The organism is Enterobacter sp. C4G1 (assembly GCF_052886895.1).
Map to the genome: position 1 here is coordinate 905750 of NZ_JBQVVV010000001.1, position 24822 is coordinate 930571.

19 protein-coding genes and 4 tRNA genes are annotated in these 24822 nt (G+C 54.4%); 6 read left to right on the top strand and 17 right to left on the bottom strand.

Features of this window, described 5'->3' with window-relative positions; translation table 11 throughout:
* Positions 1–24 precede the first annotated feature (24 nt).
* Positions 25–1182 carry a DDE-type integrase/transposase/recombinase gene (locus ACT9TW_RS04365; RefSeq protein ID WP_315685889.1) on the top strand — a complete coding sequence of 386 codons (1158 nt, stop codon included), beginning with the start codon at positions 25–27 and terminating at the stop codon, positions 1180–1182.
* 76 nt (positions 1183–1258) lie between these two features.
* Here ACT9TW_RS04365 and cyaA read toward each other — a convergent pair whose 3' ends face one another.
* Positions 1259–3805 carry a class I adenylate cyclase gene (cyaA, locus tag ACT9TW_RS04370; RefSeq protein ID WP_182062942.1) on the bottom strand — a complete coding sequence of 849 codons (2547 nt, stop codon included), beginning with the start codon at positions 3803–3805 and terminating at the stop codon, positions 1259–1261.
* A 349-nt stretch (positions 3806–4154) separates the two neighbouring features.
* Here cyaA and hemC point away from each other — a divergent pair, with 349 nt between their 5' ends.
* From hemC to ACT9TW_RS04395, 5 genes are all read left to right on the top strand, one after another.
* A complete protein-coding gene (gene hemC, locus ACT9TW_RS04375) occupies positions 4155–5096 on the top strand; it encodes a hydroxymethylbilane synthase (protein ID WP_446491751.1) in 942 nt (313 codons plus the stop codon).
* Entirely contained in the window at positions 5093–5833 is a 741-nt protein-coding gene (hemD, locus tag ACT9TW_RS04380; protein WP_182062944.1) for a uroporphyrinogen-III synthase, read from the top strand. The genes hemC and hemD overlap by 4 nt, the downstream gene beginning before the upstream one ends.
* A gap of 21 nt (positions 5834–5854) precedes the next feature.
* A complete protein-coding gene (gene hemX / locus ACT9TW_RS04385; protein WP_446491752.1) occupies positions 5855–7060 on the top strand; it encodes a uroporphyrinogen-III C-methyltransferase in 1206 nt (401 codons plus the stop codon).
* Positions 7061–7062: 2 nt separating this feature from the next.
* The gene (hemY, locus tag ACT9TW_RS04390) at positions 7063–8262 is read left to right on the top strand and encodes a protoheme IX biogenesis protein HemY (protein WP_182062946.1); all 1200 of its coding nucleotides are present in this window, start codon (positions 7063–7065) and stop codon (positions 8260–8262) included.
* A 171-nt stretch (positions 8263–8433) separates the two neighbouring features.
* Positions 8434–9645, top strand: coding sequence for an MFS transporter (locus ACT9TW_RS04395; protein WP_446491753.1), 1212 nt, complete (start codon positions 8434–8436; stop codon positions 9643–9645).
* A gap of 504 nt (positions 9646–10149) precedes the next feature.
* Here ACT9TW_RS04395 and ACT9TW_RS04400 read toward each other — a convergent pair.
* The 16 genes from ACT9TW_RS04400 to rho form a co-directional block, all read right to left on the bottom strand.
* A tRNA-Pro gene (locus ACT9TW_RS04400) sits at positions 10150–10226 on the bottom strand.
* 47 nt (positions 10227–10273) lie between these two features.
* A tRNA-Leu gene (locus ACT9TW_RS04405) sits at positions 10274–10358 on the bottom strand.
* Positions 10359–10380: 22 nt separating this feature from the next.
* A tRNA-His gene (locus tag ACT9TW_RS04410) sits at positions 10381–10456 on the bottom strand.
* Between the two features lie 66 nt (positions 10457–10522).
* Positions 10523–10599 (bottom strand) — tRNA-Arg (locus tag ACT9TW_RS04415).
* 102 nt (positions 10600–10701) lie between these two features.
* Complete coding sequence (thrP, locus tag ACT9TW_RS04420; protein WP_446491754.1) at positions 10702–12087, bottom strand: bifunctional threonine/serine APC transporter ThrP; 1386 nt, start codon at positions 12085–12087, stop codon at positions 10702–10704.
* Positions 12088–12282: 195 nt separating this feature from the next.
* Complete coding sequence (gene wecG, locus ACT9TW_RS04425; protein ID WP_446491755.1) at positions 12283–13023, bottom strand: lipopolysaccharide N-acetylmannosaminouronosyltransferase; 741 nt, start codon at positions 13021–13023, stop codon at positions 12283–12285.
* Positions 13024–13034: 11 nt separating this feature from the next.
* The gene (gene wzyE / locus ACT9TW_RS04430) at positions 13035–14387 is read right to left on the bottom strand and encodes an ECA oligosaccharide polymerase (protein WP_446491756.1); all 1353 of its coding nucleotides are present in this window, start codon (positions 14385–14387) and stop codon (positions 13035–13037) included.
* Positions 14384–15463 (bottom strand): TDP-N-acetylfucosamine:lipid II N-acetylfucosaminyltransferase, encoded by a 1080-nt coding sequence (locus tag ACT9TW_RS04435; protein ID WP_446491757.1) that lies wholly within the window; start codon positions 15461–15463, stop codon positions 14384–14386. The genes wzyE and ACT9TW_RS04435 overlap by 4 nt, the downstream gene beginning before the upstream one ends.
* Complete coding sequence (wzxE, locus tag ACT9TW_RS04440) at positions 15460–16710, bottom strand: lipid III flippase WzxE (protein WP_446491758.1); 1251 nt, start codon at positions 16708–16710, stop codon at positions 15460–15462. Before wzxE ends, ACT9TW_RS04435 begins: the two co-directional genes overlap by 4 nt.
* Before the next feature lies 1 nt (position 16711).
* On the bottom strand, positions 16712–17842 hold the full coding sequence (gene rffA / locus ACT9TW_RS04445; RefSeq protein ID WP_446491759.1) for a dTDP-4-amino-4,6-dideoxygalactose transaminase: 1131 nt from the start codon (positions 17840–17842) through the stop codon (positions 16712–16714).
* 4 nt (positions 17843–17846) lie between these two features.
* The gene (gene rffC, locus ACT9TW_RS04450) at positions 17847–18524 is read right to left on the bottom strand and encodes a dTDP-4-amino-4,6-dideoxy-D-galactose acyltransferase (protein ID WP_446491760.1); all 678 of its coding nucleotides are present in this window, start codon (positions 18522–18524) and stop codon (positions 17847–17849) included.
* Positions 18521–19783: a UDP-N-acetyl-D-mannosamine dehydrogenase gene (gene wecC / locus ACT9TW_RS04455; RefSeq protein WP_446491761.1), complete on the bottom strand. Its 1263-nt coding sequence runs from the start codon at positions 19781–19783 to the stop codon at positions 18521–18523. Before wecC ends, rffC begins: the two co-directional genes overlap by 4 nt.
* A complete protein-coding gene (wecB, locus tag ACT9TW_RS04460) occupies positions 19780–20910 on the bottom strand; it encodes a non-hydrolyzing UDP-N-acetylglucosamine 2-epimerase (RefSeq protein ID WP_182062956.1) in 1131 nt (376 codons plus the stop codon). Before wecB ends, wecC begins: the two co-directional genes overlap by 4 nt.
* A gap of 57 nt (positions 20911–20967) precedes the next feature.
* Positions 20968–22014, bottom strand: coding sequence for an ECA polysaccharide chain length modulation protein (gene wzzE, locus ACT9TW_RS04465; RefSeq protein WP_446491762.1), 1047 nt, complete (start codon positions 22012–22014; stop codon positions 20968–20970).
* Positions 22015–22026: 12 nt separating this feature from the next.
* A complete protein-coding gene (wecA, locus tag ACT9TW_RS04470; RefSeq protein WP_014072295.1) occupies positions 22027–23130 on the bottom strand; it encodes a UDP-N-acetylglucosamine--undecaprenyl-phosphate N-acetylglucosaminephosphotransferase in 1104 nt (367 codons plus the stop codon).
* 241 nt (positions 23131–23371) lie between these two features.
* Entirely contained in the window at positions 23372–24631 is a 1260-nt protein-coding gene (rho, locus tag ACT9TW_RS04475; RefSeq protein ID WP_001054528.1) for a transcription termination factor Rho, read from the bottom strand.
* Positions 24632–24822 lie beyond the last annotated feature (191 nt).

The window sequence follows — 24822 nt, forward strand, 5'->3', positions numbered from 1 at the left end:
CTGGCATAGAAGAGGAGACTCGCTATGCCCTGGACTGAGACCCAACCTATGCAACGCCTTGATTTTATCCGTGCCTGCCATGCAGGTACGGCCTCCTTCTCCGCTCTTTGCCGTCTTTTTGGTATCAGCCGTAAAACCGGCTACAAATGGCTTGAACGTTTTGACCCTTCTGACCTGTCATCCCTCTCTGACCAGTCGCGCGCTCCGCATTCCCACTCCCGGACAGTTCCTGATGATATCGTCGGGCATCTGACTGCCCTGCGTCAGAAACACCCTGACTGGGGGCCGAAAAAACTGCGGATGTGGTTGCTCAATCACCATGTCGATTTTGCCGTACCTGCCGCCAGTACTATCGGCGATATCCTCAAGCGTGAAGGGCTGGTTCCGGATAAAAAGAGAAAACGCAGAACACCGGGTAATCGCCAGCCGCTGACCACCATCAGTGAGAACAATCAGGTCTGGAGTGCTGATTTTAAAGGCAAATTCAGGTTGCTGAGCGGGGAGTACTGCCATCCCTTCACTCTGACCGACAATCACAGCCGGTATCTGCTGTGCTGCCGGGGAACACACCGGGAGAGTGAGCCCTTTGTCAGAGCGTGCCTGACTGATGCATTCCTGGAATATGGTCTGCCGGAAGTGCTCAGAACCGATAACGGTCAACCTTTCGCGGGAACAGGCATAGCCGGATTAAGCCGTCTTGCAGTCTGGCTAATCAAGCTGGGCATCAGGCCGGAACGTATCAGAAAGGGACACCCGGAAGAGAATGGCCGCCATGAACGAATGCACCGCTCCCTGAAAAGTGCGGTGAAATATGGCAACACCTTCATGACGATGGAAGAACAACAGCGGTGGTTCAGTGACTACCGGGAAGAGTTTAACCACGAGAGGCCGCATGAAGCCCTGGCAGGTGCAACGCCCGGAACGGTGTGGCAACCCTCGGGCCGACACTGGGATGGCAGAGTGCCTGAATATGTTTATCCGACAGGGGGCATGGTCTACAGGGTGAAATCGAGGGGAACACTGTATATGGGAAAAAAGGGGACCGTGTTCCTGAGTGAAGCACTGACTGGTGAGTACATAATGCTGAAAGAACAAGATGATGGCCTGGAAGCCATCATCTTTAATGGAATAACACTTGCGTACTACGACAGTAAAACCCAGAGTGTGCTCCGGATAGACTAAAAGTGTTACCTATGTTCCCGGTCTGATCTGTCACCTATGTATCCGGTCATACAGTAACGCCACCCGGCGACAAGGCTCAGGAAAAATACTGCTGCAACAGCGGTGTCGTTGCGTCCTGGCTGGCTGGCACGGCTGGCGCAATGGCCTGAGTGCGGAACGGGATCACCTGTGTGCGGCCATCCACATTCACAATCTGGTAGAACTGCGGCAGGTTGAAGTTGATAAAGCTTGAGCCGTAGGTGAAGCGGTCGTGAGACGACGAGTAGAAGCGGCTGACATCGCGTACCAGCTCTTCTTTGCTGCCTTCACAGTGGTGATAAACCTCAGCGCGGTTGGTTTCATCCAGAATGTAGATGTTGAAACCGGCGTCATCACCCGACTCTTCGAAGAAGAACTGAATAATCCCTTCACTGGCAAAACCATCCACCACCTGCGGCAGTTTGACATGGTTGGTTTCGACCTGCACGGACAGGCCATGCAGCTTGTTGTGCGAAATCGCGCCGTAGAACTCGATGGCGTTTTCCAGTTTCTGTACCGACACGTTCAGGCGTTCGAAGAACAAGCCCCAGGTCTGGCCGGAGACGCGCAGTGCTTTAAAGCGCCCGGTTTCCTGGCGAGTACTGGAAAGACGCAGTTCAATACATTCAGAAACCAGCTGCTGTACACGGGTACGGATCAAACCACGAAGATGCTGGCTGTAGCAGAACACTTCCACGCTGTCCGGTGGTGCGGCATCCTGGTGCATCTTGCCGAGAATCGTTTTCAGCGCTTCGATCATCGCCTGCTCGCCGTTGAAGTGCAGGGTACGCACTTCGTTCCACGAGTTGCGATAGAGCAGGTCAACGCTGCCAACCAGGCAATTTTGCTGCTCACCAAAACTAAAGACATCCAGCTTGCGGAAATCAAAATGGACCACCTGATTGCGGAAGGCCGCCGTCGGGTCGTATTCCAGGTTGACGATAATCGCCAGATGGCGAATCTCACACGGACTGTAGAGCGCTTTCGGCGTTGGCGCAGGCAGACGCAGCGGGAAGTGGTGCGAAACGTCAGCGACCATTTCCTGCAATTTCGCTAAATCGACTACCTCGTTACCTTTAATAAACAACCGGGTGCGCGAGGTCAGCAGGCCGTTAAACCAGGCCCAGGCCACCAACTTGTTTAGATAGCGGTTATATTCCAGCGGCTGATGGCTGATTATCGAATCCATGCTTGGCGCACGATTGTACAGATACCATCCGGTGCGGTTCGCGCGGCCCGGCGGTACATAGATAAAGGTCAGATTCGGTTCAGACAGGTCAGGCGAAATCTGCGGGTTAACCAGCGTGACTTTACCCGGCAGCGCTTCAAACGCGGCGTACAGTTTACGGGTCAACACACCGATATCCTGTGGGCTGGCTGATACACTAAGGTTATTTCGGCGGGCAAAGCGGATAAGATTACGGTAGCTTTGCATCATCGCATCGAGCAGTTCGTTGTGCGCTTCACGCACCTGGTCGATTTTCCAGTTAGCGCGGTTGTCGAGCATGGACAGACGTTCTTCGTCCCATCCCCACTCTTTAACTAACTGACTGACCACTTCACGACGCCAGCCAACGCAGGCGCGTTCGCGACTCAGTTTTTCACAAACTTTGAGATAGAAACATCGACGCACCAGGTCCAGACGGGTGGTGTCATCAATGGCTTTCAGGTATTCGGTGACGCGTTCCAGCATCATGCAGTAGGCATCAAGCCCGAAGGAGACAATCTCACCATCGTGCAGACGCTGTTTGATATCTTTCGCCAGCAGGCGCGGCGTTGGGTATTCCCAGGAATAGGCTTCAAGCAGCAGCGTTTTCAGCACCGCTTTGTACGGGGAATCGATACTTTTATACAGCTGCCACAGGCTCGCGCCAAAGTACTCTTCGGCCGACAGGGAGCTCAGCCCGCCCAGATCCAGCCATTCGTTTGGTGTCAGTACGCCCTGCGCATACAGCGACATGACGTAATCGTCGTAATGCTCTTCTTCTTCACACGGCACCATATTCCACAGAATACGCTTACCGGCCAGACGAACGGCAGTACGGTAGAATTCATCCAGCAACAAAATGTGCTGCGTCGAGCCGCAGTCCTCACCACCCAGACTGCCACTTTCGTTATGACGGAAACGGTTTTCATCAATCAGGAAGAAGCTCACTTCCACGCCGAGCGATGCCGCCCAGCTTTCCAGCAGGCTGCATTTACGCTGCAACAGCTGACGCTCTTCGTTATCAAGCCAGGATTGATGACAGACCCAGATATCCAGGTCAGACGAACAGCTTTGCCCTACCGATGAGGTACTTCCCATGGAGTAAACGCCGGTTATCGGCAGCTCACCTTTCGGTGATTCCTGCGGCGGCATCCCACGATAGAGTTCCAGCTCGTTCAGATAGTGCTGTTGGGTTTCATCAGGCGTGAAAAGGCAAATGCCCTGGGGAACGTTACCGTCGAGGTAACCCGGCATCAGCGGATGGTGATAGTGCAATAATGTCGGCAGCAGACTGTAAACCTGTTGGAAAGCAGGTCCCATGGCAGCAAGCGCGCGATCCACGCGCAATTGATTTATGGCATCCAGTCTCTGTTTCAGAGTCTCAATATAGAGGTACAAGACGTATCGCCTGATGTTTGCAGGTGTCGCAAACCATTCATAAATCGAACAATGGCGAGCCCGCAGTATTTCAAAAAGATAACCGTTACCCTTTTTCGCCCTTATCTTTATGGTAGTAGCGACGAAAAAATGGTCTAAAACGTGATCAATTTAACACCTTGCCGATTGACCGTAAAGAAAGTTGCGCTACATACAAAGTGTAGCATCAATCTGTACGTGTAAATTCCTGAATACGGCTGCGGGTGACGATAACGCCGCCCTGTCCCTCTCTGCATCATCTACCGTAAAACTGCCATCACAGAGACAACAATGTTAGGATGGTCAACGGTTGATAATGACGGTAACAAGCATGTTAGACAATGTTTTGAGAATTGCCACACGCCAAAGCCCCCTTGCGCTCTGGCAGGCACATTATGTTAAGCAGCGCCTTGAAGCCTGCCATTCTGGTTTGCGCGTCGAGCTGGTGCCAATGGTTACGCGCGGTGACGTCATTCTTGATACGCCACTGGCCAAAGTGGGCGGAAAAGGCTTGTTTGTCAAAGAGCTGGAACTGGCATTGCTTGATAACCGCGCCGATATCGCCGTACATTCGATGAAAGATGTGCCCGTTGAGTTCCCGGAAGGTTTAGGGCTGGTGACCATCTGTGAGCGCGAAGATCCGCGCGATGCATTTGTTTCAAACCAGTACGACTCGCTCGATGCGTTGCCACAAGGCAGCGTGGTTGGCACGTCAAGTTTACGCCGCCAGTGCCAGCTGGCTGAACGTCGCCCGGATCTGGTGATTCGTTCGCTTCGCGGCAACGTGGGCACCCGCCTGAGTAAGCTGGATAACGGCGATTACGATGCGATTATCCTCGCCGTGGCAGGGCTGAAACGCCTGGGTCTGGAGTCACGCGTCCGCGTTGCGCTGCCGCCAGAACTGTCGCTGCCGGCAGTAGGCCAGGGTGCCGTCGGGATTGAGTGTCGTCTGGATGATGCACGCACACGCGAGCTGCTTGCGCCGCTGAATCATGACGACACCGCGATTCGTGTCAAAGCCGAGCGCGCGATGAACACCCGTCTTGAAGGCGGCTGTCAGGTGCCAATTGGCAGCTATGCTGAATTAACCGGTGGCGAGCTGTGGTTGCGCGCGCTGGTTGGCGCACCGGATGGCTCACAGATGGTTCGCGGCGAACGTCGCGGCAAGCCGCAAGATGCCGAACAGCTTGGCGTCTCGCTGGCGGAAGAGTTGCTCAATAACGGCGCCCGTGAAATTCTGGCTGACGTATACAACGGAGAACCCCCTGCATGAGTATTCTTGTCACCCGCCCTTCTCCCGCAGGAGAACAATTAGTGAGCCGTCTGCGCACACTGGGGCAGGTGGCCTGGAGTTTTCCGTTGATTGAATTCTCCCCCGGTCGGGAGCTGTCTGCGCTCGCCGACCAGATGAATACCTTGCAGGAAGGCGATCTGCTTTTTGCCCTGTCGCAACATGCCGTGGAGTTTGCCCATGCTCAGCTGCAACAGGCCGGATCGCACTGGCCCACTGCACCGCGCTATTTCGCGATTGGGCGCACCACCGCGCTGGCACTGCATACCGTAAGCGGAATAGATGTTCGCTATCCGTTAGATCGGGAAATTAGCGAAGTCTTGCTACAATTACCTGAATTACAAACTATTGCCGGAAAGCGCGCGCTCATTTTACGCGGTAACGGCGGGCGTGAATTACTTGGCGAGACCTTAAGTGAACGCGGTGCTGACGTCACGTTCTGCGAATGCTATCAGCGCAATGCAAAAAATTATGATGGTGCGGAAGAAGCGATGCGCTGGCACATGCGCGGCGTCGATACCCTGGTGGTCACCAGTGGTGAGATGCTGCAACAGCTCTGGTCGCTGATACCGCTTTGGTATCGTGAAAACTGGTTACTCCGCTGTCGGCTTCTGGTCGTCAGCGAGCGTCTGGCGAACCACGCCCGGGAACTGGGCTGGCAAGATATTCGGATCGCTGATAACGCCGACAACGATGCGCTGCTGCGCGCATTACAATAACTCTCATAATGGGAAGCCATAATGACGGAACACGAAAAATCCTCCGCCGTGGTTGAAGAGACCAGGGAGACTGTGGATACCACACCACAGTCAGAAACGACTGAGAAAACCGTTGAGAAGAAAAACGGCAGCAATAAAACCAGCCTGGTGCTAAGCGCGATTGCCATCGCCATTGCTCTGGCTGCCGGTGTTGGCCTGTATGGCCTGGTGAAACAACAAGGCACCAACCAGACGGCCACCAGCGATGCGCTGGTTAATCAGCTCACCGCCCTGCAAAAAACGCAGGAAACACAAAAAGATGAGCTGGAAAGCTTTATCAAACAGCAGGCTACCGCACTTTCCGAGGCGAACAGCAAGCAAGAAGAGCTGACCAAACAGCTGAGTGAAGTGCAGCAAAAAGTCGCCACCATTTCCGGTACTGATGCCAAAACATGGTTGCTCTCGCAGGCCGATTTCCTGGTGAAACTGGCCGGGCGTAAGCTCTGGAGCGATCAGGATGTCACCACGGCCGCCGCGCTGCTGAAAAGCGCCGATGCCAGCCTTGCCGACATGAACGACCCGAGCCTTATCTCCGCACGTCGTGCCATTACCGAAGATATCGCCAGCCTGTCTGCCGTTTCGCAGGTCGACTACGACGGCATTATCCTCAAGGTCAATCAGCTCTCCAACCAGATTGATAACCTGCAACTGGCGGATAACAACGACGACGACTCCCCGATGGATTCCGACGGTACCGAGCTTTCGAGCTCGCTCGGCGAATGGCGCGTGAACCTGCAAAAAAGCTGGCAGAACTTTATGGACAGCTTTATTACCATCCGCCGTCGCGATGAAACCGCCGTACCGCTGTTAGCACCGAACCAGGACGTCTATTTGCGCGAAAACATTCGCTCTCGCCTGCTGGTTGCCGCGCAGGCGGTTCCGCGCCACCAGGAAGAGACGTACAAACAGGCGCTGGATAATGTCTCTACCTGGGTACGCGCGTACTACAACACCGATGACGCGACGACCACCGCTTTCCTCGATGATATCGACAAGCTGAGCCAGCAGAACATCACCATGAACGTTCCGGATAAGCTGGCCAGCCAGCCGATTCTGGAAAAGCTGATGCAGACGCGTGTGCGTAACTTACTGGCACAGCCAGGCGTTCCGGCAGAGCCTAACGCCGAAGCTGCTGCCTCCGCGCCAGCGCCAGCACCAGCGCCTGAAAACGCGCCACAGGGAGAGTAATCATGTTGAAAGTGTTATTACTCTTCTTACTGTTGATCGCCGGGATCGTCCTGGGGCCAATGCTTGCAGGTCATCAGGGTTATGTCCTGATCCAGACCGATAACTACAACATCGAAACCAGCGTGACCGGTCTGGCGATCATCCTGATCCTTGCGGTTGTTGTGTTGTTTGCCGTTGAATGGGTTCTTCGCCGCATTTTCCGTACCGGCGCGCATACCCGCGGCTGGTTTGTCGGTCGTAAACGCCGCCGCGCCCGCAAGCAGACTGAGCAGGCCCTGCTTAAGCTCGCCGAAGGTGACTATCAGCAGGTTGAAAAGCTGATGTCGAAAAATGCCGATCATGCAGAGCAGCCGGTGGTGAACTACCTGCTGGCTGCAGAAGCGGCGCAGCAACGTGGTGATGAAGCCCGTGCGAATCAGCATCTTGAACGTGCTTCCGAGCTGGCTTCAAACGATCAGATCCCGGTTGAGATCACCCGCGTTCGCCTGCAACTTGCGCGCAATGAAAATCACGCAGCACGTCATGGTATTGACCGCCTGCTGGAAATCACCCCGCGTCACCCGGAAGTGTTGCGTCTTGCCGAGCAGGCGTATATTCGTACCGGTGCATGGGGCTCGCTGCTGGATATCATCCCATCGATGGCGAAAGCAGAGGTGGGTGATGATGAGCATCGTGATGAACTTCAGCGCCAGGCATGGATTGGGCTGATGGATCAGGCGCGCGCCGATCTGGGTAGCGATGGGCTGAAAACCTGGTGGAAGAATCAGAGCCGTAAAACACGCCAGCAGATCCCGCTGCAAGTGGCGATGGCTGAACATCTGATTGAGTGTGACGATCATGACACCGCCCAGGAGATCCTCCTCGACGGCCTGAAACGCCAGTATGACGACCGTCTGGTGATGGTGATCCCGCGCCTGAAAACCAACAACCCAGAGCAGCTGGAAAAAGTGCTACGCCAGCAAATCAAAACTGTGGGTGACCGCCCGCTGTTATGGAGCACGCTGGGTCAGTCGCTGATGAAGCACGGCGAATGGCAGGAGGCGAGTCTCGCCTTCCGTGCTGCGCTGAAGCAACGTCCTGACGCGTTTGACTACGCCTGGCTTGCCGACACGCTGGACAAGCTCCACAAACCGGAAGAGGCGGCCGCCATGCGCCGCGACGGGCTACTGTTAACCTTGCAAAACAACGCAAATCAGCAGTAACAGAACAGGAGGCCAGTCGGCCTCCTTTTTTTATCGCTCATCTCCTGCTACATTCAATGCAACTTCACCCGGAAATGAACCCGCCAATGTAACGACATCTTTTCATTAACCTTTTTTCATACACGTGCTGATTGCCGCGTGGACTAAATCGTTTTTGAAAGGAATGTCTTCATGAACTCGCTTCTGTATGCGCTTGTTGAAGCGCTGCGTAGCCACCGCTGGCTTCGCTTACTGGCCTGCGCATTTATCTTTACCTCACTGGGCAACGGATTAACTCAGGTTGTGGTGTTTGGCCTGCTTTTACAGTGGCAGGCACCCGCCGTCCTGTTAACCCTCGCCTATTTCTTTGCCACCGTACCCGGGTTTATCGGCAGCCTTTTCGGCGAAAGATTATGCCTGTGCTTTTCACCGCTTGGTTTGCTGATGCTGACGGAACTGCTGGGGTTAATCGCCCTGCTTTTCCCTTTGCTTGGCGTGCATTACCACAGCATTCCGGCATTACTTGCCGTGCAATCCGCGGAATCACTCCTGAGCGGAATGAGCTGGCCGGCCCTGACCTTATTGTTCAAACGTGGGTTGACGGAACATGAACTTCCGGCGGCCACTTGCCTTGAGAACGTGATTTTTGCCTCTCAGGTGCTGTTAGGCACAGGGCTGGGTGTGGTGCTGTTTCAGCGGCTCCCCATTCAGCCGTTACTGGCAATAGATGCGGCGAGCTTTGTGGGTTCGATAATGATGCTGTTTCTGGCAGGGAAGGCTTTTGTCTCCCGGACAACACCGAAACCCGCAAATGTGCAGCCACCCGTCACGTTACGCTGGCAGCATCTCACGGTACGGCAAAAGCGTAGCCTGCTGCTGTTGCCCGCGCTGGCGGCTGTAGGCTCGCCTGCCATGGCGCTGCTCCCGGCCCTGGTGCAGCAGATCCATCCTGCGGATGCGGTTAGCCTCGCCCTGCCCCTGCTCTTCGCCAGAAGCATGGGCCAGCTGTGTGGCCCTATGCTGCTAAAGAGAGACAGCCTGGCGCGATACGCGGCGAAAAACCGCCTGCTGCTGACCTGCATGAGCGTATTTCTGCTGGCATATGGCGTGATACCGTTTGTATCAGGGGGAGCGGTGATGGCTCTGGGAATGGTTTTTATCGCCCACCTGGCATCAAACATTGTTTTTGCGGCAGGAACGTTTGGCGTGCTGAGTAGTTTTCATACCATGCAGATCGCTTCGGCCAGCGGTAAAGCCTGGCGATGGCAAACGATCAGCGCCTCACTCTTTACCGGTATTGCCGCTCTGGCAACGACATCGCTTGGCGCAATTCAGACGCTGTATGTAGTCTCTGCCAGCGCGCTGTTGCTGGTTGCCCTTATCATGGCGAATTTCCGGGAATAAAGCATAAAAAAACGCCTGCTAAAAAGCAGGCGTTAAAACAGGTCTGTAAGACAACATATTGGTGCTTCACTCAACGTTGTGTCCATGGTGTTTGATGAGGCCGAAGCGACATCTGTCAGTGGACGATAAGCACCGTAAACGGCTCTGCATCATTCCGGGGTTTATGAGGCACAAAGGCGAACATAAGAGATGGAATGAGCATCTACACGTATATTATTGCACGTTACATGCCAGAGTTGCACCAGAGAGTGTTATCCCGCGCAACATTTTAAGATAAAAGGCTTTTTCGTTATTCTGGCAACGGTTGTGCCCTGGAAAGCACAGGCAAAGCGATCAAAGTGTTGCCTGGAAGCGACAGCAAAAGCGCCAGACAGACAAATGATTATATTTCAGTGGATTAGGTGTCGCTGAATCACGACAAAGATACTGAGCGTTGTCGGGGAATGACAACAGCAGTGAAGAACGACAGAAAACAAAAAACCCCGCCGAAGCGGGGTTCAAAATTGGTCGGCGAGAGAGGATTCGAACCTCCGACCCACTGGTCCCAAACCAGTTGCGCTACCAAGCTGCGCTACTCGCCGATGTACTGCTTTTTTTGAATTTTTAGTTCAATTCATTTAAAAAGTCGTGGTGCGAGGGGGGGACTCGAACCCCCACATCCAAAGGACACTAACACCTGAAGCTAGCGCGTCTACCAATTCCGCCACCTTCGCAATTCACAACTCTTTCAAATAATGGGGTGGCTAATGGGATTCGAACCCACGACAACTGGAATCACAATCCAGGGCTCTACCAACTGAGCTATAGCCACCACTGATAATACTTTCACGCGGTACTGACTACTTCTCAGACCACCGCAGCTCCAGCACCGGGTTAATGGTGCGCCCGACAGGATTCGAACCTGAGACCTCTGCCTCCGGAGGGCAGCGCTCTATCCAGCTGAGCTACGGGCGCTTAGCGCCGTTGCGGGGCTGGATATTACGTACCTCCGTCCCCGCTGTCTAGTGCTTTTTTTAAAAAAATGCGCGTTTGGTTATGCTTTGCACACTTTGCCGCTTATTCCTCCACTTTCTGCGTGGAGGCACGGCGGCCAAGGCCAAACAACTTGTACCCTGCAGTCACGGCGGCCAGGAAGATCATCCCGACAAACAGCGACATGCGAGTATCGTCATTAAAGTACATACCGATTAAAACGCAAATCAGGAACGCCATCGTTAAATAGTTCGCCCACGGGAACAGAATTGAGCGGAACGGATGGCTGGCAATGGCCTTCTTGTGCGCCTGACGGAAACGCAACTGGCTAATCAGGATCACAAACCACGGGATCATCCCTGGCAGCACGCTGGCGCTATACACATAGACAAACACGCGCTGTGGATTCGGGATGATGTAGTTCAGGCATGAACCAATCAGCAGGATCACAATCGATACCGCCACGCCCGCAACCGGAACGCCCGTACGAGAAACTTTCCCCATTGCCACTGGCAACTGGTTGTTTTTAGAAAGCGCATACAGCATCCGGCCACAGCTGTACATTCCGCTGTTACAACCGGACAGCGCAGCCGTCAGGACCACAAAGTTGATGATCCCTGCCGCCGCGGTGATACCAATTTTCGCAAAGGTTAAAACAAACGGGCTACCGGTCGTGCCGATTTCATTCCACGGGAAGATAGTCACGATGACGAAGATCGCGCCCACATAGAAAATCAGGATGCGCCACAGCACTTTGCCTACCGCACTGCGCAGCGTAACCTGCGGGTTTTTCGCTTCACCGGCGGTGATACCAATCAGTTCAACACCCTGATAAGAGGCCACGACGATACACAGCGCTGTCAGGAAGCCCTTCCAGCCACCGGCGAAGAAGCCGCCGTTCTCGGTCAGGTTACCAAAACCGATGGCGTGTCCACCGTTGCCAATACCGAAGAAGATAACGCCCAGGCCGACCACAATCATCACAATGATGGTGGTGACTTTGATCATCGCGAACCAGAATTCAATCTCACCGTACAGACGCACGGCGGCAAGGTTGGCCAGTGCGACCAGCCCCACGGCGATAAGCGCAGGTATCCACTGCACCATATCCGGGAACCAGAACTGCACGTAGACCCCTATCGCGGTGATTTCCGAGATACCAACGGCCATCCACATAAACCAGTACGACCAGGCTGTCAGATAGCCAAAGAACGGGCTCATATAACGGTGTGCGTATACGGCGAATGAACCGGCCACCGGCTCCAGGAAGAGCATTTCGCCCATTGAACGCATGATGAAGAAGACGAACAGCCCGGCGATGATATACGCCAGTAATACAGACGGGCCTGCCCACTTGAGCGTACTTGCGGAGCCCATAAACAGGCCAACGCCGATAGTGCCGCCCAGCGCTATCAATTCGATATGTCGAGCCTCCAGCCCACGCTGAAGCTCAGGTTTTTTCTCTGCCATAAATCCTCGGTTGTGTTTGCCGTTTCCCGGTTTTTACCGGTTATATTTTTTGGGGTACTGAAATATGCGGGGGAATGGTTTCTTAAATTCTGCCAAATGGCAAACGATGCATTAAAAAAATGAATGTATTGCACAGATACGCAGCAGTTTTGCAGGGGAGTTGCAGCGCGAATAGCATATCGCGCTACATTTTGATTACATTTTTCCGGTGTAGTGCCAGGTGAGATAGCGCAGCAGACGGATCTGCCGTTTGATACGTGTAGGCTGAGATAAAAGACGATACAGCCATTCCAGCCCCAGGCGCTGCCACACCTTCGGCGCACGTTTAACATGGCCGGTAAAGACATCGTAAGTGCCGCCAACACCCATGTAGAGCGCATTCGGGCACACAAGACGGCAATCACGCATCAGGATCTCCTGGCGCGGAGACCCCATCGCCACCGTCACTATCTTCGCGCCGCTGTCGCGCACGCGTTCAAACAGCGCCTGCCGGTCTTCTGGTTTGAAATACCCATCCTGGCTGCCAACGATATTTACATTCCACTTGCCACGCAGCTTCTGTTCCGTCTGTGCCAGCACGTCCGGCTTACCGCCTATCAGGAATACAGGCGTGCCCTCAGTCCCCGCGCGCGCCATCAGGGCTTCCCACAGATCTGCACCCGCGACACGAGAGACCTGCGCACCTGGGTATTTTTTACGGACAGAACGCACCACGCTGATACCGTCGGCGTATTTAAACTCTGCGGCTTCTATCAGGCTTTTCACGTCAGCGTTATCTTCTATCGCCAGCATCTTTTCCGCGTTGATGGCCACCAGCGTGCCCGATTTCATCTGCCCTTCAGAGAACAGATAATCCAGCGCGTGTTGCATATCACGCCAGCCAATAAGCTGTATGCCGCGCAACGCATAGAGCGGCGCGGAAGTCGTGTCAGTCATAACATCCTTACTCAGACTTGCGAAAGCGTTCTGCTGCCGCGTGGCTCGCGCTTATGCACAAGCCCCGCGCTGTCAAACAACCAGTACAACAGTTTTGCCAGCAGCAGGCAGACGCCGAAAATTACCATGAAGAAAACCACGCGCGACACGAACGAATCCAGACCTTCGCGCGCCAGAACGATCATATTGAAAATGGCCCCAAAACAGAAACTGTGCAATATCGCTGCTTTGTAGCGATTCGTCTCTTCATTGCCGCGCTGATAAAGCCAGTCAAACCACTTAATGATTAACCCGACCACAACCGCGCCCGGCAGGATAAACCATGTGCCACCCATCACCACCAGCGAGCCAATCAGCGTGGGTGAAATCGCCAGCCCGGAGTGGTTGTTGAGTACCTCCCAGGTGAAGTAGTTCGCCGTATTCAGCACAATACCTGGGCGGTCCGGCCACAGCCACGTCGGAATAAAGACGTAGAAATCACGCACAATCGGCGCCAGCCCCTGGAAATCAATCTTGTCGTAGTTTTGCAGCAACAGCGCCAGGTTCTCCCACGGCGAGAAGGTGTCACGCGTGAGATACAGGAAGGTGTAAAACGCCTCATCGCCGGCCACGTTCATTCCGTAGCGCTTGAGCGCCAGCCAGAACATCCCCACGATACCAAACACCCCTGCCGCCGCCAGCATCCACAGCGAGATCCAGCCGCGAATGATGCCGATAAACAGGAAGATGGCGAACGCGATGATGATGTTGGCGCGCGTACCACCAACAATCATATAGGTCAGCACGCCAAACGCGACAGTACTGACCAGGAAAAACAGCCAGGCTTTGCTGTCCTGACGCAGGAAAAAGACCACCAGCATCGCCGGGATGAAGAAGTAGAAGAAGCGCTTAAGTGCCACACCTGAAACTTCTGCGGAAAATATCTGGCTGTAGGACTGCAACTTAAACAGCAGAAAACCGTTATGCATAAAGAAGATGCCCACGCTCACCAGCGCAATGGTCATCAGCATCACCCATGTCAGATGCGTCTCGACCCGGTTCATGGTAAAGAGCGCCCGGCGTGGTGCAGTGTCTTTTGCTGAACGCAGGCGCGTCTTATAAGCGACGTAGTAAACCGCGTAGAAACAGGTTGCCGACAGTAATGCCTGCATCAGGATTTCCGGCGGGGCGACACTCACGTCAAACCGGAAAACCAAAATACTGGTCAGCGGAAAACCAAAGTAAAAGGTCAGCAGGAACAGCAGCGAGAAAAAGACGTTGAAGTTAAAGCGCACGCGCCGGAATTCAAACCAGGTAAGCGTGGCGATAAATAAGGTACTCAGAAGCCAAATCACCAACAAGCCGCTAAATTGCAACTGGCTCATGCATTGTCTCCTGAAGCGATACGCAGTGCACGATGCCACGGCGTGAGGTAATTCGGGCTAAAAAAGTCGATGGCATTTTTATCCACCAGCGCCAGCTGACGCTGCGCTTCACGCACCACATCCACGGTAAGTGTGTCTGTGGTAAACAGCACCGGTAGATGCTGCGCGGCCATATCCTGCCAGAACGGGTTTTCGCGATTAAGCACGCACGGAATACCAGCCTGAATAAGCAGGCACAACGTGCCGATCCCCTGCTGGCGGGCAAAGATAAAATACCCCAGGTCGCACCGTCGCAACAGCGCGAGGTAGTCATCAAATTCCAGCTTATCGCTGAGAATTTGCACGTTCTGCGCACTAAACAGTGCCAAACCCTGCTGACGTACTTCGTCGATATACGCGTGATTATTCGCCGGATAACCCATCGGCACAATGACATTCACCGTATCGCCAAACTGGCGATGGATCGCCTTCAGAGCCGCGACATGTTCGTTACTGCGATCGCCGGAGTTACCCACCAGAATCGTCAGTTTTCCTTCCCGCGCGACATCATTTGCCAGGGTGTTCAGCGCCGGGTTCATTCGGGTCGGGAAATAGAGCAGCTCCCCGCGCACGTTCGGATGCAGTCGGGCAAAGTAACTGAGATCGCCTCGGGTGGCAAAAACACAGCCCACACGCCCCTGCGCCATCCGCCGCAGCGGATAGAAGAGGCGGAATTTCCAGCCACGGGACACTTCATACAGATCCGCGCCCCAGATATGCCAGCTGCACTGGGAAGGTTTAATCCCACCGCTTAACAGCGCCAGCCACAGGCCGGTATTGAACTGCCCGTGGAAAAAGAACCGCTGTTCACGGTTGGCCTTTGCTCTGGCCACGACCGCTTTCGCCAGCGCAGCCTTATCCGGCCAGAAGGTCACGTTTAGCGCCGGGTACGCCGCGCTCAGGCCATTATCCTGGCCTGCAACCATAAACTCGCGCGCATCCGTACTGCCGGATGCCAGCTCATCATTGAAAAACCGCAGAACGGTCTGGTTATGGTGTGGGATGTCCGATCCCAGAATGTGAATTAGTGCAGTCATGCGCGTTTACGCCAAAGTAAAAATACGCCGCAACAGGCAGCGAAATAAACAATGTAGGTTGCCATATAAGCCTGTGCCGCCCCCAGAGCGCCATGTGCGGGGATGAGCCAGTGTGAGAACGCAGTAAGGAGCGTAAACTGGCTAATCTCCGCCAGGATATACAACCGCAGCGAGGCTTTTGCTATCACCAGATAGCCGAATACGTAAGCACCTACTTTCAATACATCGCCCACCAGCTGCCAGGCAAACAGGTCGCGCATGGCGGCGAACTTCGCTGAGAACAGCAGCCAGATGGCTACATCACGCAACAGCCAGACGGTAAAACTGGCAACCGCAACAGCAGGAAGTACAAAACGCAGGGAGCGGATTATCTCACGGGTGATCGCTTTTCTTTCGGTCAGGCGCGATAAGGTTGGCAGCAACCAGACGCTAAAGGAAGCCGTTATAAATTGGAGGTAGGCATCAGAAATGCTGCTCACGCCCTGCCAAATCCCCACTTCATCCCAGTTGTAATGCGCGGCCAGCAGGTTTCGCATCATCACGTAAGCCACAGGAATGGTGACCGAGGTGATGAGCGCCATCAGGGTAAATTTACCTAGCTGCCCCGCCAGTGCTTTGTCCCACTGCGGTTTAAGGTAGTGCAGCGGGATAGTCCCCCGACGCATCAGCATGAACGCTGCTGGCACCACAACCAGCGCCGGAACCAGCGCCAGGCCCAACAACGCCCCTTCGTAACCGCCCAGGAGAAAACAAAAGTAGTAGGCTATCACCCCAATGATACTGCCGAGGATCAGCGCCAGCGCGTTTCCGGCGGCGTCACGAAAGCCTTTCATCAGCGCCAGCAGCAGGTTTGCCCAGGCAATCCCCATCTGCACCAGCGCAACCAGCCGCACCAGCCCCTGATAGTCAGCGTGACCAAACAGCCCCTGGCTGATGGGAGCTGAAGCCAGCAGGAACACAACGGCCAGCAGCGTAGAGAACCCCAGCACCATCGCTGATGATGTTCCCACCACTGAACGCAGCTTTTCTGCATCATCATGATGTTGCGCGACAAATTTGGTCACGCCGTTGAAGATCCCGGCACCTGCCAGAACACCCAGCACCGTGACCAGCTGACGGAAATTCCCCGCCAGCCCAACACCGGAAGGGCCAAATGACACAGCCAGAAGCTTGACGACCAGCAACCCGGCGCCAATTTTTACAAGTGTGGACGCGGCGGTCCACACCGATGCTTTTGCCAGAGACATATCAGCCGAAATAACTCAGAAGGGTATTGATCACCGTACGCTGGTTAACTGGCGCGAGGTTGTAGAACAGTGGCAGGCGAAGCAAACGCTCACTTTCCTGCGTGGTGTAACGGTCTTCACCGGCAAACACCCCGAAGGCTTCTCCGGCCGGGCTGGAGTGCAGCGGAATGTAATGGAACACCGCCATAATTTCGGCTTCTTTAAGCCACGCAATCAGCTGGCTGCGATCGTCATTATCGCGCAGCTTGATGTAGAACATATGAGCGTTGTGGACGCAATCGGCCGGAATGGTCGGCAGCTCGATACGTCCGGCTTTTGCCAGCGGCTCCAGCGCATCGTAGTAGGTTTGCCACAGCGTCAGACGCTGCTGGTTAATGCGCTCTGCGGCTTCCAGCTGCGCCCACAGGTATGCCGCCTGTAGGTCCGCCATCAGGTAGCTGGAACCAATGTCGCGCCAGGTGTATTTGTCCACCTGACCACGGAAGAACTGGCTACGGTTGGTGCCTTTTTCGCGGATAACTTCAGCACGCTCGACCAGCGCGCGGTCGTTAATCAGCGTCGCGCCGCCTTCACCGCCAGCGGTGTAGTTCTTGGTTTCGTGGAAGCTAAAACAGCCGATATGGCCAATCGTCCCGAGCGCACGGCCTTTGTAGGTGGACATCACGCCCTGAGCGGCATCTTCCACCACGAACAGGTTATGCTTTTTGGCAATCGCCATGATGGTGTCCATTTCACAGGCCACACCCGCATAGTGAACCGGGACAATCGCCCGCGTTTTGTCGGTGATCGCCGCTTCAATCAGCGTTTCGTCAATGTTCATGGTATCCGGGCGGATATCCACAAACACGATTTTGGCTCCGCGCAGCACAAACGCGTTCGCCGTGGAAACAAAGGTGTAGCTTGGCATGATCACTTCGTCGCCAGGCTGGATATCCAGCAGCAGCGCGGCCATTTCCAGCGAAGCGGTGCAGGATGGGGTCAGCAGGACTTTAGCACTGCGAAAACGCTGTTCCATCCACTGCTGGCAGCGACGGGTAAAACCGCCATCGCCGCAAAGTTTGCCGCTACCCATAGCAGACTGCATATAGTCGAGTTCGGTTCCCACAACGGGAGGCGCGTTAAATGGAATCATCTTGTCACCTGTATAACCAGTAAGCGGTTGCGTCGACGTTGGCGCCACTCGCGATATAACGTTTAAGCGCGGCGGCGTTGCCCATCTGGGTCGCCACCCGCAAAGTCGAAAGTTGATGTTGCTGCGCCCAGTGCAGCGCCGCCTGCATGAGTTTGTCGCCCATGCCCCGCCCGGCTAATAAGCCGATGCGCGCGTCATGCTCACTGAGCTTACGTAGCGAGACAAATCCCTGGATCTGCCCATCGGGCGCGCGAAACACCAGGCAAACATGGTCAAACGTGCCCTTTACCGCATTCTCTATCCACTGGGCATAAAAACGGCCACTGTCCTCGGGAGCATACCAGGGAGCGCGAAAGCGGCTCTGGGCAAAGGCCTGCGCTGCCATCTGGCGCAGCACCGGGATATCCTCTGCCGTTGCGGTTTCGGCGCCAGCCGGGTCGTATTGAGCCACGGCGATAGAGAGATCAACCTCACCCTCTACCAGCTGAAATCCGTGCTGCTGAAGAGCATCCAGCAGGTCGCTGCGCCCCGCCGGAATTTTGGCCTGCACACGCTGCCACGCAGCAAAGTCTGCTGCTGCAAGCCCTGGCGCATCATCGCGCAGGCGCACTATTGCTGAAGGCAGGCCGAAGAAGGTACTTTCCCACTGGAGGGACTCAAGCACCCCGTTGAGGTCGCTCAACGCCACACGCCTTTCGTATCAACAATATATTGCTGGCGTACGGCATCACCGGAGATGGCTTTAAACGCTTTGTGATCCACCAGTAATACCAGCACATCCGCCGTTGCCAGCGCGTCATCTAACGCCGTAAGCGTGCAATGGCCCGCCAGTTTTGCCGGAAGCTCATGAATGTTCGGCTCAACTACCAGCGTTTCACCGCTGTGCCATTCGGCGATCATCTCAGCAATTTCCATTGCCGGGCTTTCGCGCAGATCGTCGATGTTTGGTTTGAATGCCAGACCAAAGCAGGCGATTTTCAGCTCATTGGCCCGTTTGCCGCTGTCTGCCAGGCAATCGGCTACCGTGGCTTTAACCTGGTTTAACACCCAGTGTGGTTTGCTGTCGTTCACTTCACGGGCGGTACGGATCAGACGCGCCTGTGCCGGATTTTGTGCCACGATGAACCACGGGTCGACGGCGATACAGTGCCCGCCCACGCCAGGACCTGGCTGAAGGATGTTCACACGCGGATGGCGATTAGCCAGGCTAATCAGTTCCCAGACGTTAATCCCCTGATCGGCACAAATCAGCGACAGTTCATTCGCAAACGCGATGTTGACGTCGCGGAAGCTGTTTTCCGTCAGCTTGCACATTTCAGCGGTGCGGGAGTTCGTCACCACACATTCGCCTTCGAGGAAAATCTTGTACAGCGCGCTGGCGCGTTCAGAGCAAACCGGTGTCATCCCGCCAATCACGCGGTCATTTTTAATCAGCTCAACCATCACCTGCCCTGGCAGCACACGCTCTGGACAGTAGGCAATGTTGATATCCGCTTTTTCCCCCACCTGCTGCGGGAAGCTTAAATCCGGGCGGGCTTCTGCCAGCCACTGTGCCATCTGTTCCGTAGCACCTACCGGAGAGGTCGACTCCAGGATCACCAGCGCGCCTTTTTTCAGCACCGGAGCAATGGATTTTGCTGCCGCCTCGACGTAGACCATGTCAGGCTCATGCTCGCCTTTAAAAGGCGTGGGAACGGCAATCAGGAAGGCATCAGCCTCCACCGGCGTGGTGCTGGCTTTCAGGAATCCGCCCTCAACGGCGGCCTTAACCACGCGGTCGAGATCCGGCTCCACGATATGAATTTCGCCACGGTTAATGGTTTCCACCGCGCGGGCGTTGATGTCCACGCCTACAACCTGTTTTTGACGAGAGGCAAAGGCCGCCGCAGTGGGCAGCCCAATGTAGCCAAGACCAATGACAGAGATGGTAGTAAAACTCATAGCGATACCCGATTGTGTTTAAGTGCGTGCAAAATACGACCACAAGCCTGCCCATCGCCATACGGGTTATGGGCCCGGCTCATCGCCTGATACTCTTCATCGTCGTGCAGCAAGCGCGTGACTTGCTCGACGATATGACGGCTGTCCGTGCCCACCAGACGTACCGTGCCGGCTTTTACCGCTTCGGGGCGCTCTGTGGTTTCACGCATCACCAGCACCGGCTTACCAAGCGAAGGCGCTTCTTCCTGAATACCGCCGGAATCCGTCAGGATCAGCCAGGCATGGTTCATCAGCCAGACAAACGGCATGTAATCCTGCGGCTCGATCAGGAACACGTTCTCAACGTGGCCCAGAATACGGTTCACCGGTTCGCTGACGTTAGGATTGAGGTGCACCGGATAAACAATCTGTACGTCTTTGTTTTCTGCGGCGATCTCGGCCAGCGCATGACAAATTTGTTCAAAACCACGGCCGAAGCTTTCGCGACGGTGGCCGGTGACCAGAATGGTCTTTTTATCGTTGCTCAGGAACGGATAGCGCGCTGTCAGCTCGCTTTGCAGGCTATCATTCGTCAGCACGCGATCGCGTACCCAAATCAGCGCATCAATGACGGTATTTCCGGTGACGAAAATTTTCTTATCCGCGATATTTTCGCGCAGCAAATTCTGACGGGAGTTTTCCGTTGGCGCGAAATGGTACATCGCCAGGTGTCCGGTCAGCGTGCGGTTGGCTTCTTCCGGCCACGGCGAGTAGAGATTACCGGTACGCAGCCCTGCTTCAACATGGCCGACGGGAATACGCTGATAAAACGCAGCCAGACTCGTCGCAACAGTCGTTGTGGTGTCGCCATGCACCAGCACGACATCAGGCTTAAACGACTCCAGAATAGGCTTCAGCCCTTCCAGAATACGGCAGGTAATCTCCGTCAGCCCTTGCCCCGGTTTCATGATATTCAGATCGTAATCCGGGACGATGGAAAAGAGCGTTAACACCTGATCGAGCATCTCCCGGTGCTGGGCAGTGACACACACTCTCGCTTCAAAATCAGGATCCCTGGCCAGCGCATGTACCAGAGGTGCCATCTTAATGGCCTCCGGCCGGGTGCCAAATACGGTTAGTACTTTCACATCGATTCTCTTCGATTAGCCGATGAAGGCAGTCAGCCTTCATCGTAGATGGCCTTCTTAATTTCTGCGGCGACGTGATAACGCCACACCCGCGCCAGTCAGAGCGCCAACAATTCCCCACATAATCATCAGGAACGCGCGACGCGGACTATCGCGTTTTACAGGTTCTTCAGGCGTACGCAAATAACGATAGGTCTGAAAACGTGGGTCCAGAGTCGGACCAACATTCAGGGTGTTCAGCATCGCGCGATTTTGATCGTAGTCGAGGTCAAAATCAGGCCCGACAGCCTGCTGGTTTTCCAGACGCGCCTGCAACATCGGGCGTCCAAGCAGGAACATTTCTGAATCAGGCAGTTCATCAGCCGGAACGTCAGTTTCGCTGCGCGAGATATTGCGTTGTTCAGCAATCTTCAGCGCCTGCTCAATATTGTGTACCCGACGGGCAAAGATAGCTTTTGCCACTTCTTCCTGACGCTTCACCTGCGCTTTCATCTGGATGGTACGCGCGGCCCATGCACCTTTGAGCTCATCATTCAGATGGCTTGCCGCGCGCTGGCTGGCAAAGGCCACATACTGACGCAGCAGGTTATTGGCATCCGGCGCCGTTTCGGCCACCAGCTTCACGTTGTCGTTCAGGTTGCGCAGCGCATCCCCTGGCGTGAACTGGATGTTGTTAATCATGTCATCCAGCAGCCCGGCATCGACTTTACTGTTGCCGACCATGCGTTGCTTGTAATAATCGGTCTGGGACCAGAAATCACGGCGGGTATCCCAGGACGCCAGCTGCATCACGAATTCTTTATAGGCCTCATCCATCACTGAGGCCTGGTCTGGCGTAGCCAGATTCGCTTTGATATCCAGATTACGCAGGAACTGCTGCTGCGAGTAGAACCCGCCGAGCATGTTGACCGTTGGTCTGTCTGTAATGGCGGTTGCGCTCCACTCCTGTTTTGCAAAGAAGGTATACGCGAGCGCGATTAACGCGAACCCCAACGCAACGCCTGCAATCCACAGTTTGCCCGCCCATAAAACGCGAAACAAGCCACGTATATCCAGCTCATTCTCGGTCATCTCTGATTTAGCTCCCGCCAACGGTTGAGTCATCACGATCCCAGTTCATTTAGTTAAAGTTGGATTATTGCCACTATTTCGACGCATCCTGCGCTTTATACGCTTAATGAAACGCGCGACTTTCCATGCACGTTTAATGCAGTAGCCATACAGAGAAAACGCTAGCAAGAACAATACCAACATCACCCATTCAGGGATAAAGTGGGCATATTCCGACGCAACACCAATCCCCGCAAGAATAGCAGCCGCCAGGGTTATCAGCACAAATGCCTGACGGGAAGTGAAGCCTGCTCGCATGATCAAATGATGAATATGCTGGCGGTCGGCGGAAAAAGGACTCATCCCCTTTCGCAGACGGCGATACATAATCGCCACCATATCCATCAACGGAATGGCGATTATCCACAGCGCCGTCACCGGGCTAATGGGATGAACTTTACCCTGCGTGGTTTCCAGTAGAATCCAGATGATGGTGAAGCCAATCAACGTACTGCCCGCATCGCCCATAAAGACTTTATAGCGACGGCCCAGCACGCCGAGGTTGAGCAAAATATACGGCAGGATGGCGGCAATCATGGCGAAACACCACATGGCGAGGCTGTACTGGCCATCAAACCACAAAATAATGCCGACAGCAGCGAAGGAGACGGAGGAAAGCCCGCCCAGCAGGCCATCAATGCCATCCACCATATTGAAGGCGTTAATCGCCACCCAGACGGCGAATAGCGTCAGGAAATAGCCGAACGGCCCCAGAACCATCTCCCAGGGCCCGAAAATATAACCGAGACTGCTCAGGTGAAGTTTGGCCGCCACCATCATGGCAATACCGACGGCGGCCTGAACGAAGGCACGGATTTTCACGCTAATGTCATAGCGATCGTCGAGCGCACCCACCACAACCAGAACGGTGGCGCAGATCAGGTAGAGCCTGGCATGAGGAATATAGTAATCAGCAATCGCGAAGGTGAAGCAGATACCGGCAAATACGGAAATACCACCGACCAGCGGGATCATACCTTGATGGCGTTTACGGAAGTTGGGTTTATCCACTAACCCCAGATATTTTGCCACCTTGCGCGCAAGAAACAAAAAGCAGGTGGTAAACAAAAAAATACTGGTTAGCTCAGTAAACGTATCGAGTAGGTTCACAATGGATGTTCTCAACAAATGTCAGTCAAGGAAGTATAACCATGAAGGCGCCGGGCCTGAAGGCATAAAGCAAACCTCTTGCAACTCCATTTGTTTATTATTCAATCTATTAATGTTTTTGCTGTGCGAATAATCCTATTGTCGCACCGACAGGTCAAAATTGGGAGTCCGCGGTAATAGCGTATAGGCCATAAACGAAAAACGCCACGTAAAAACGTGGCGTTTGCTGGCTTTATTTGCGTTACGAGCGCTTCATCATGTCGAAGAAATCGTCGTTTGTTTTGGTCATCGCCAGTTTGTTAATGAGGAATTCCATTGCGTCGATTTCGCCCATTGGGTGAATGATTTTGCGCAGAATCCACATTTTTTGCAGCTCTTCCTGGGTGGTGAGCAGCTCTTCCTTACGCGTACCGGAACGGTTGTAGTCGATAGCAGGGAAGACACGTTTTTCAGCAATCTTACGGGAGAGGTGCAGTTCCATGTTACCTGTACCTTTAAACTCTTCGTAGATAACCTCATCCATCTTGGAACCGGTGTCGATAAGCGCGGTTGCAATGATGGTCAGACTGCCGCCCTCTTCTACGTTACGCGCAGCACCGAAGAAACGCTTCGGACGGTGCAGGGCGTTCGCATCCACACCACCGGTCAACACTTTACCGGAAGCCGGAACCACGGTGTTGTAGGCACGCGCCAGACGGGTGATGGAGTCGAGCAGGATGATAACGTCTTTCTTGTGTTCAACCAGACGTTTGGCCTTCTCGATAACCATTTCAGCAACCTGAACATGGCGAGATGCAGGTTCGTCGAAGGTAGAAGCAACCACTTCACCTTTCACCAGACGCTGCATCTCGGTCACTTCTTCAGGACGTTCGTCGATAAGCAGTACCATCAGCACACAGTCTGGGTGGTTGTAAGCAATGCTCTGCGCGATGTTTTGCAGCAGCATGGTTTTACCCGCTTTTGGCGGTGCCACAATCAGACCACGTTGACCACGACCAATCGGAGAAGCCAGATCCAGAACGCGAGCGGTTAAGTCTTCGGTAGAACCGTTACCACGCTCCATGCGCAGGCGAGAGTTCGCGTGCAGCGGCGTTAAGTTTTCAAACAGGATCTTATTGCGCGAGTTTTCTGGTTTGTCGTAGTTAACTTCGTTAACTTTCAACAGCGCAAAGTAGCGTTCACCCTCTTTAGGAGGACGAATCTTACCTGAAATGGTGTCACCAGTGCGGAGGTTGAAACGGCGGATTTGGCTAGGGGATACGTAGATGTCGTCAGGACCGGCGAGGTAGGAGCTATCTGCTGAACGGAGGAAACCAAATCCGTCCTGCAATATCTCCAACACACCGTCGCCAAAGATATCTTCGCCACTCTTAGCGTGCTGCTTCAGGATGGCGAAAATGATGTCCTGCTTGCGCATACGAGCCTGGTTTTCCAGCCCCATATTTTCGCCGAGAGTGATCAGCTCAGAAACCGGCGTATTCTTTAATTCGGTAAGATTCATAATGGTGTGGGTTCTTAAACTCGGGGTGATTCTCGAACTTAATGTTGTGAATGGTATGGCAGGGTCATCCATGCCTGTTTAGCGGCCATCACCTCATGTCTGTTCGCTGTCTGGTCACAGGGAAAGAACGCAGAACTGAAACGACAAGACGGATTGAGTGACAAGCCCGGAATTTAGCAACTTCACGCACT

Bases quoted from the DNA above. Each gene is read 5' to 3' on its own strand.
- ACT9TW_RS04365 (WP_315685889.1), top strand. From the start codon at position 25: ATGCCCTGGACTGAGACCCAACCTATGCAACGCCTTGATTTTATCCGT.
- hemC (WP_446491751.1), top strand. From the start codon at position 4,155: ATGTTAGACAATGTTTTGAGAATTGCCACACGCCAAAGCCCCCTTGCG.
- hemD (WP_182062944.1), top strand. From the start codon at position 5,093: ATGAGTATTCTTGTCACCCGCCCTTCTCCCGCAGGAGAACAATTAGTG.
- hemX (WP_446491752.1), top strand. From the start codon at position 5,855: ATGACGGAACACGAAAAATCCTCCGCCGTGGTTGAAGAGACCAGGGAG.
- hemY (WP_182062946.1), top strand. From the start codon at position 7,063: ATGTTGAAAGTGTTATTACTCTTCTTACTGTTGATCGCCGGGATCGTC.
- ACT9TW_RS04395 (WP_446491753.1), top strand. From the start codon at position 8,434: ATGAACTCGCTTCTGTATGCGCTTGTTGAAGCGCTGCGTAGCCACCGC.
- thrP (WP_446491754.1), bottom strand. From the start codon at position 12,087: ATGGCAGAGAAAAAACCTGAGCTTCAGCGTGGGCTGGAGGCTCGACAT.
- wecG (WP_446491755.1), bottom strand. From the start codon at position 13,023: ATGACTGACACGACTTCCGCGCCGCTCTATGCGTTGCGCGGCATACAG.
- wzyE (WP_446491756.1), bottom strand. From the start codon at position 14,387: ATGAGCCAGTTGCAATTTAGCGGCTTGTTGGTGATTTGGCTTCTGAGT.
- ACT9TW_RS04435 (WP_446491757.1), bottom strand. From the start codon at position 15,463: ATGACTGCACTAATTCACATTCTGGGATCGGACATCCCACACCATAAC.
- wzxE (WP_446491758.1), bottom strand. From the start codon at position 16,710: ATGTCTCTGGCAAAAGCATCGGTGTGGACCGCCGCGTCCACACTTGTA.
- rffA (WP_446491759.1), bottom strand. From the start codon at position 17,842: ATGATTCCATTTAACGCGCCTCCCGTTGTGGGAACCGAACTCGACTAT.
- wecC (WP_446491761.1), bottom strand. From the start codon at position 19,783: ATGAGTTTTACTACCATCTCTGTCATTGGTCTTGGCTACATTGGGCTG.
- wzzE (WP_446491762.1), bottom strand. From the start codon at position 22,014: ATGACTCAACCGTTGGCGGGAGCTAAATCAGAGATGACCGAGAATGAG.
- rho (WP_001054528.1), bottom strand. From the start codon at position 24,631: ATGAATCTTACCGAATTAAAGAATACGCCGGTTTCTGAGCTGATCACT.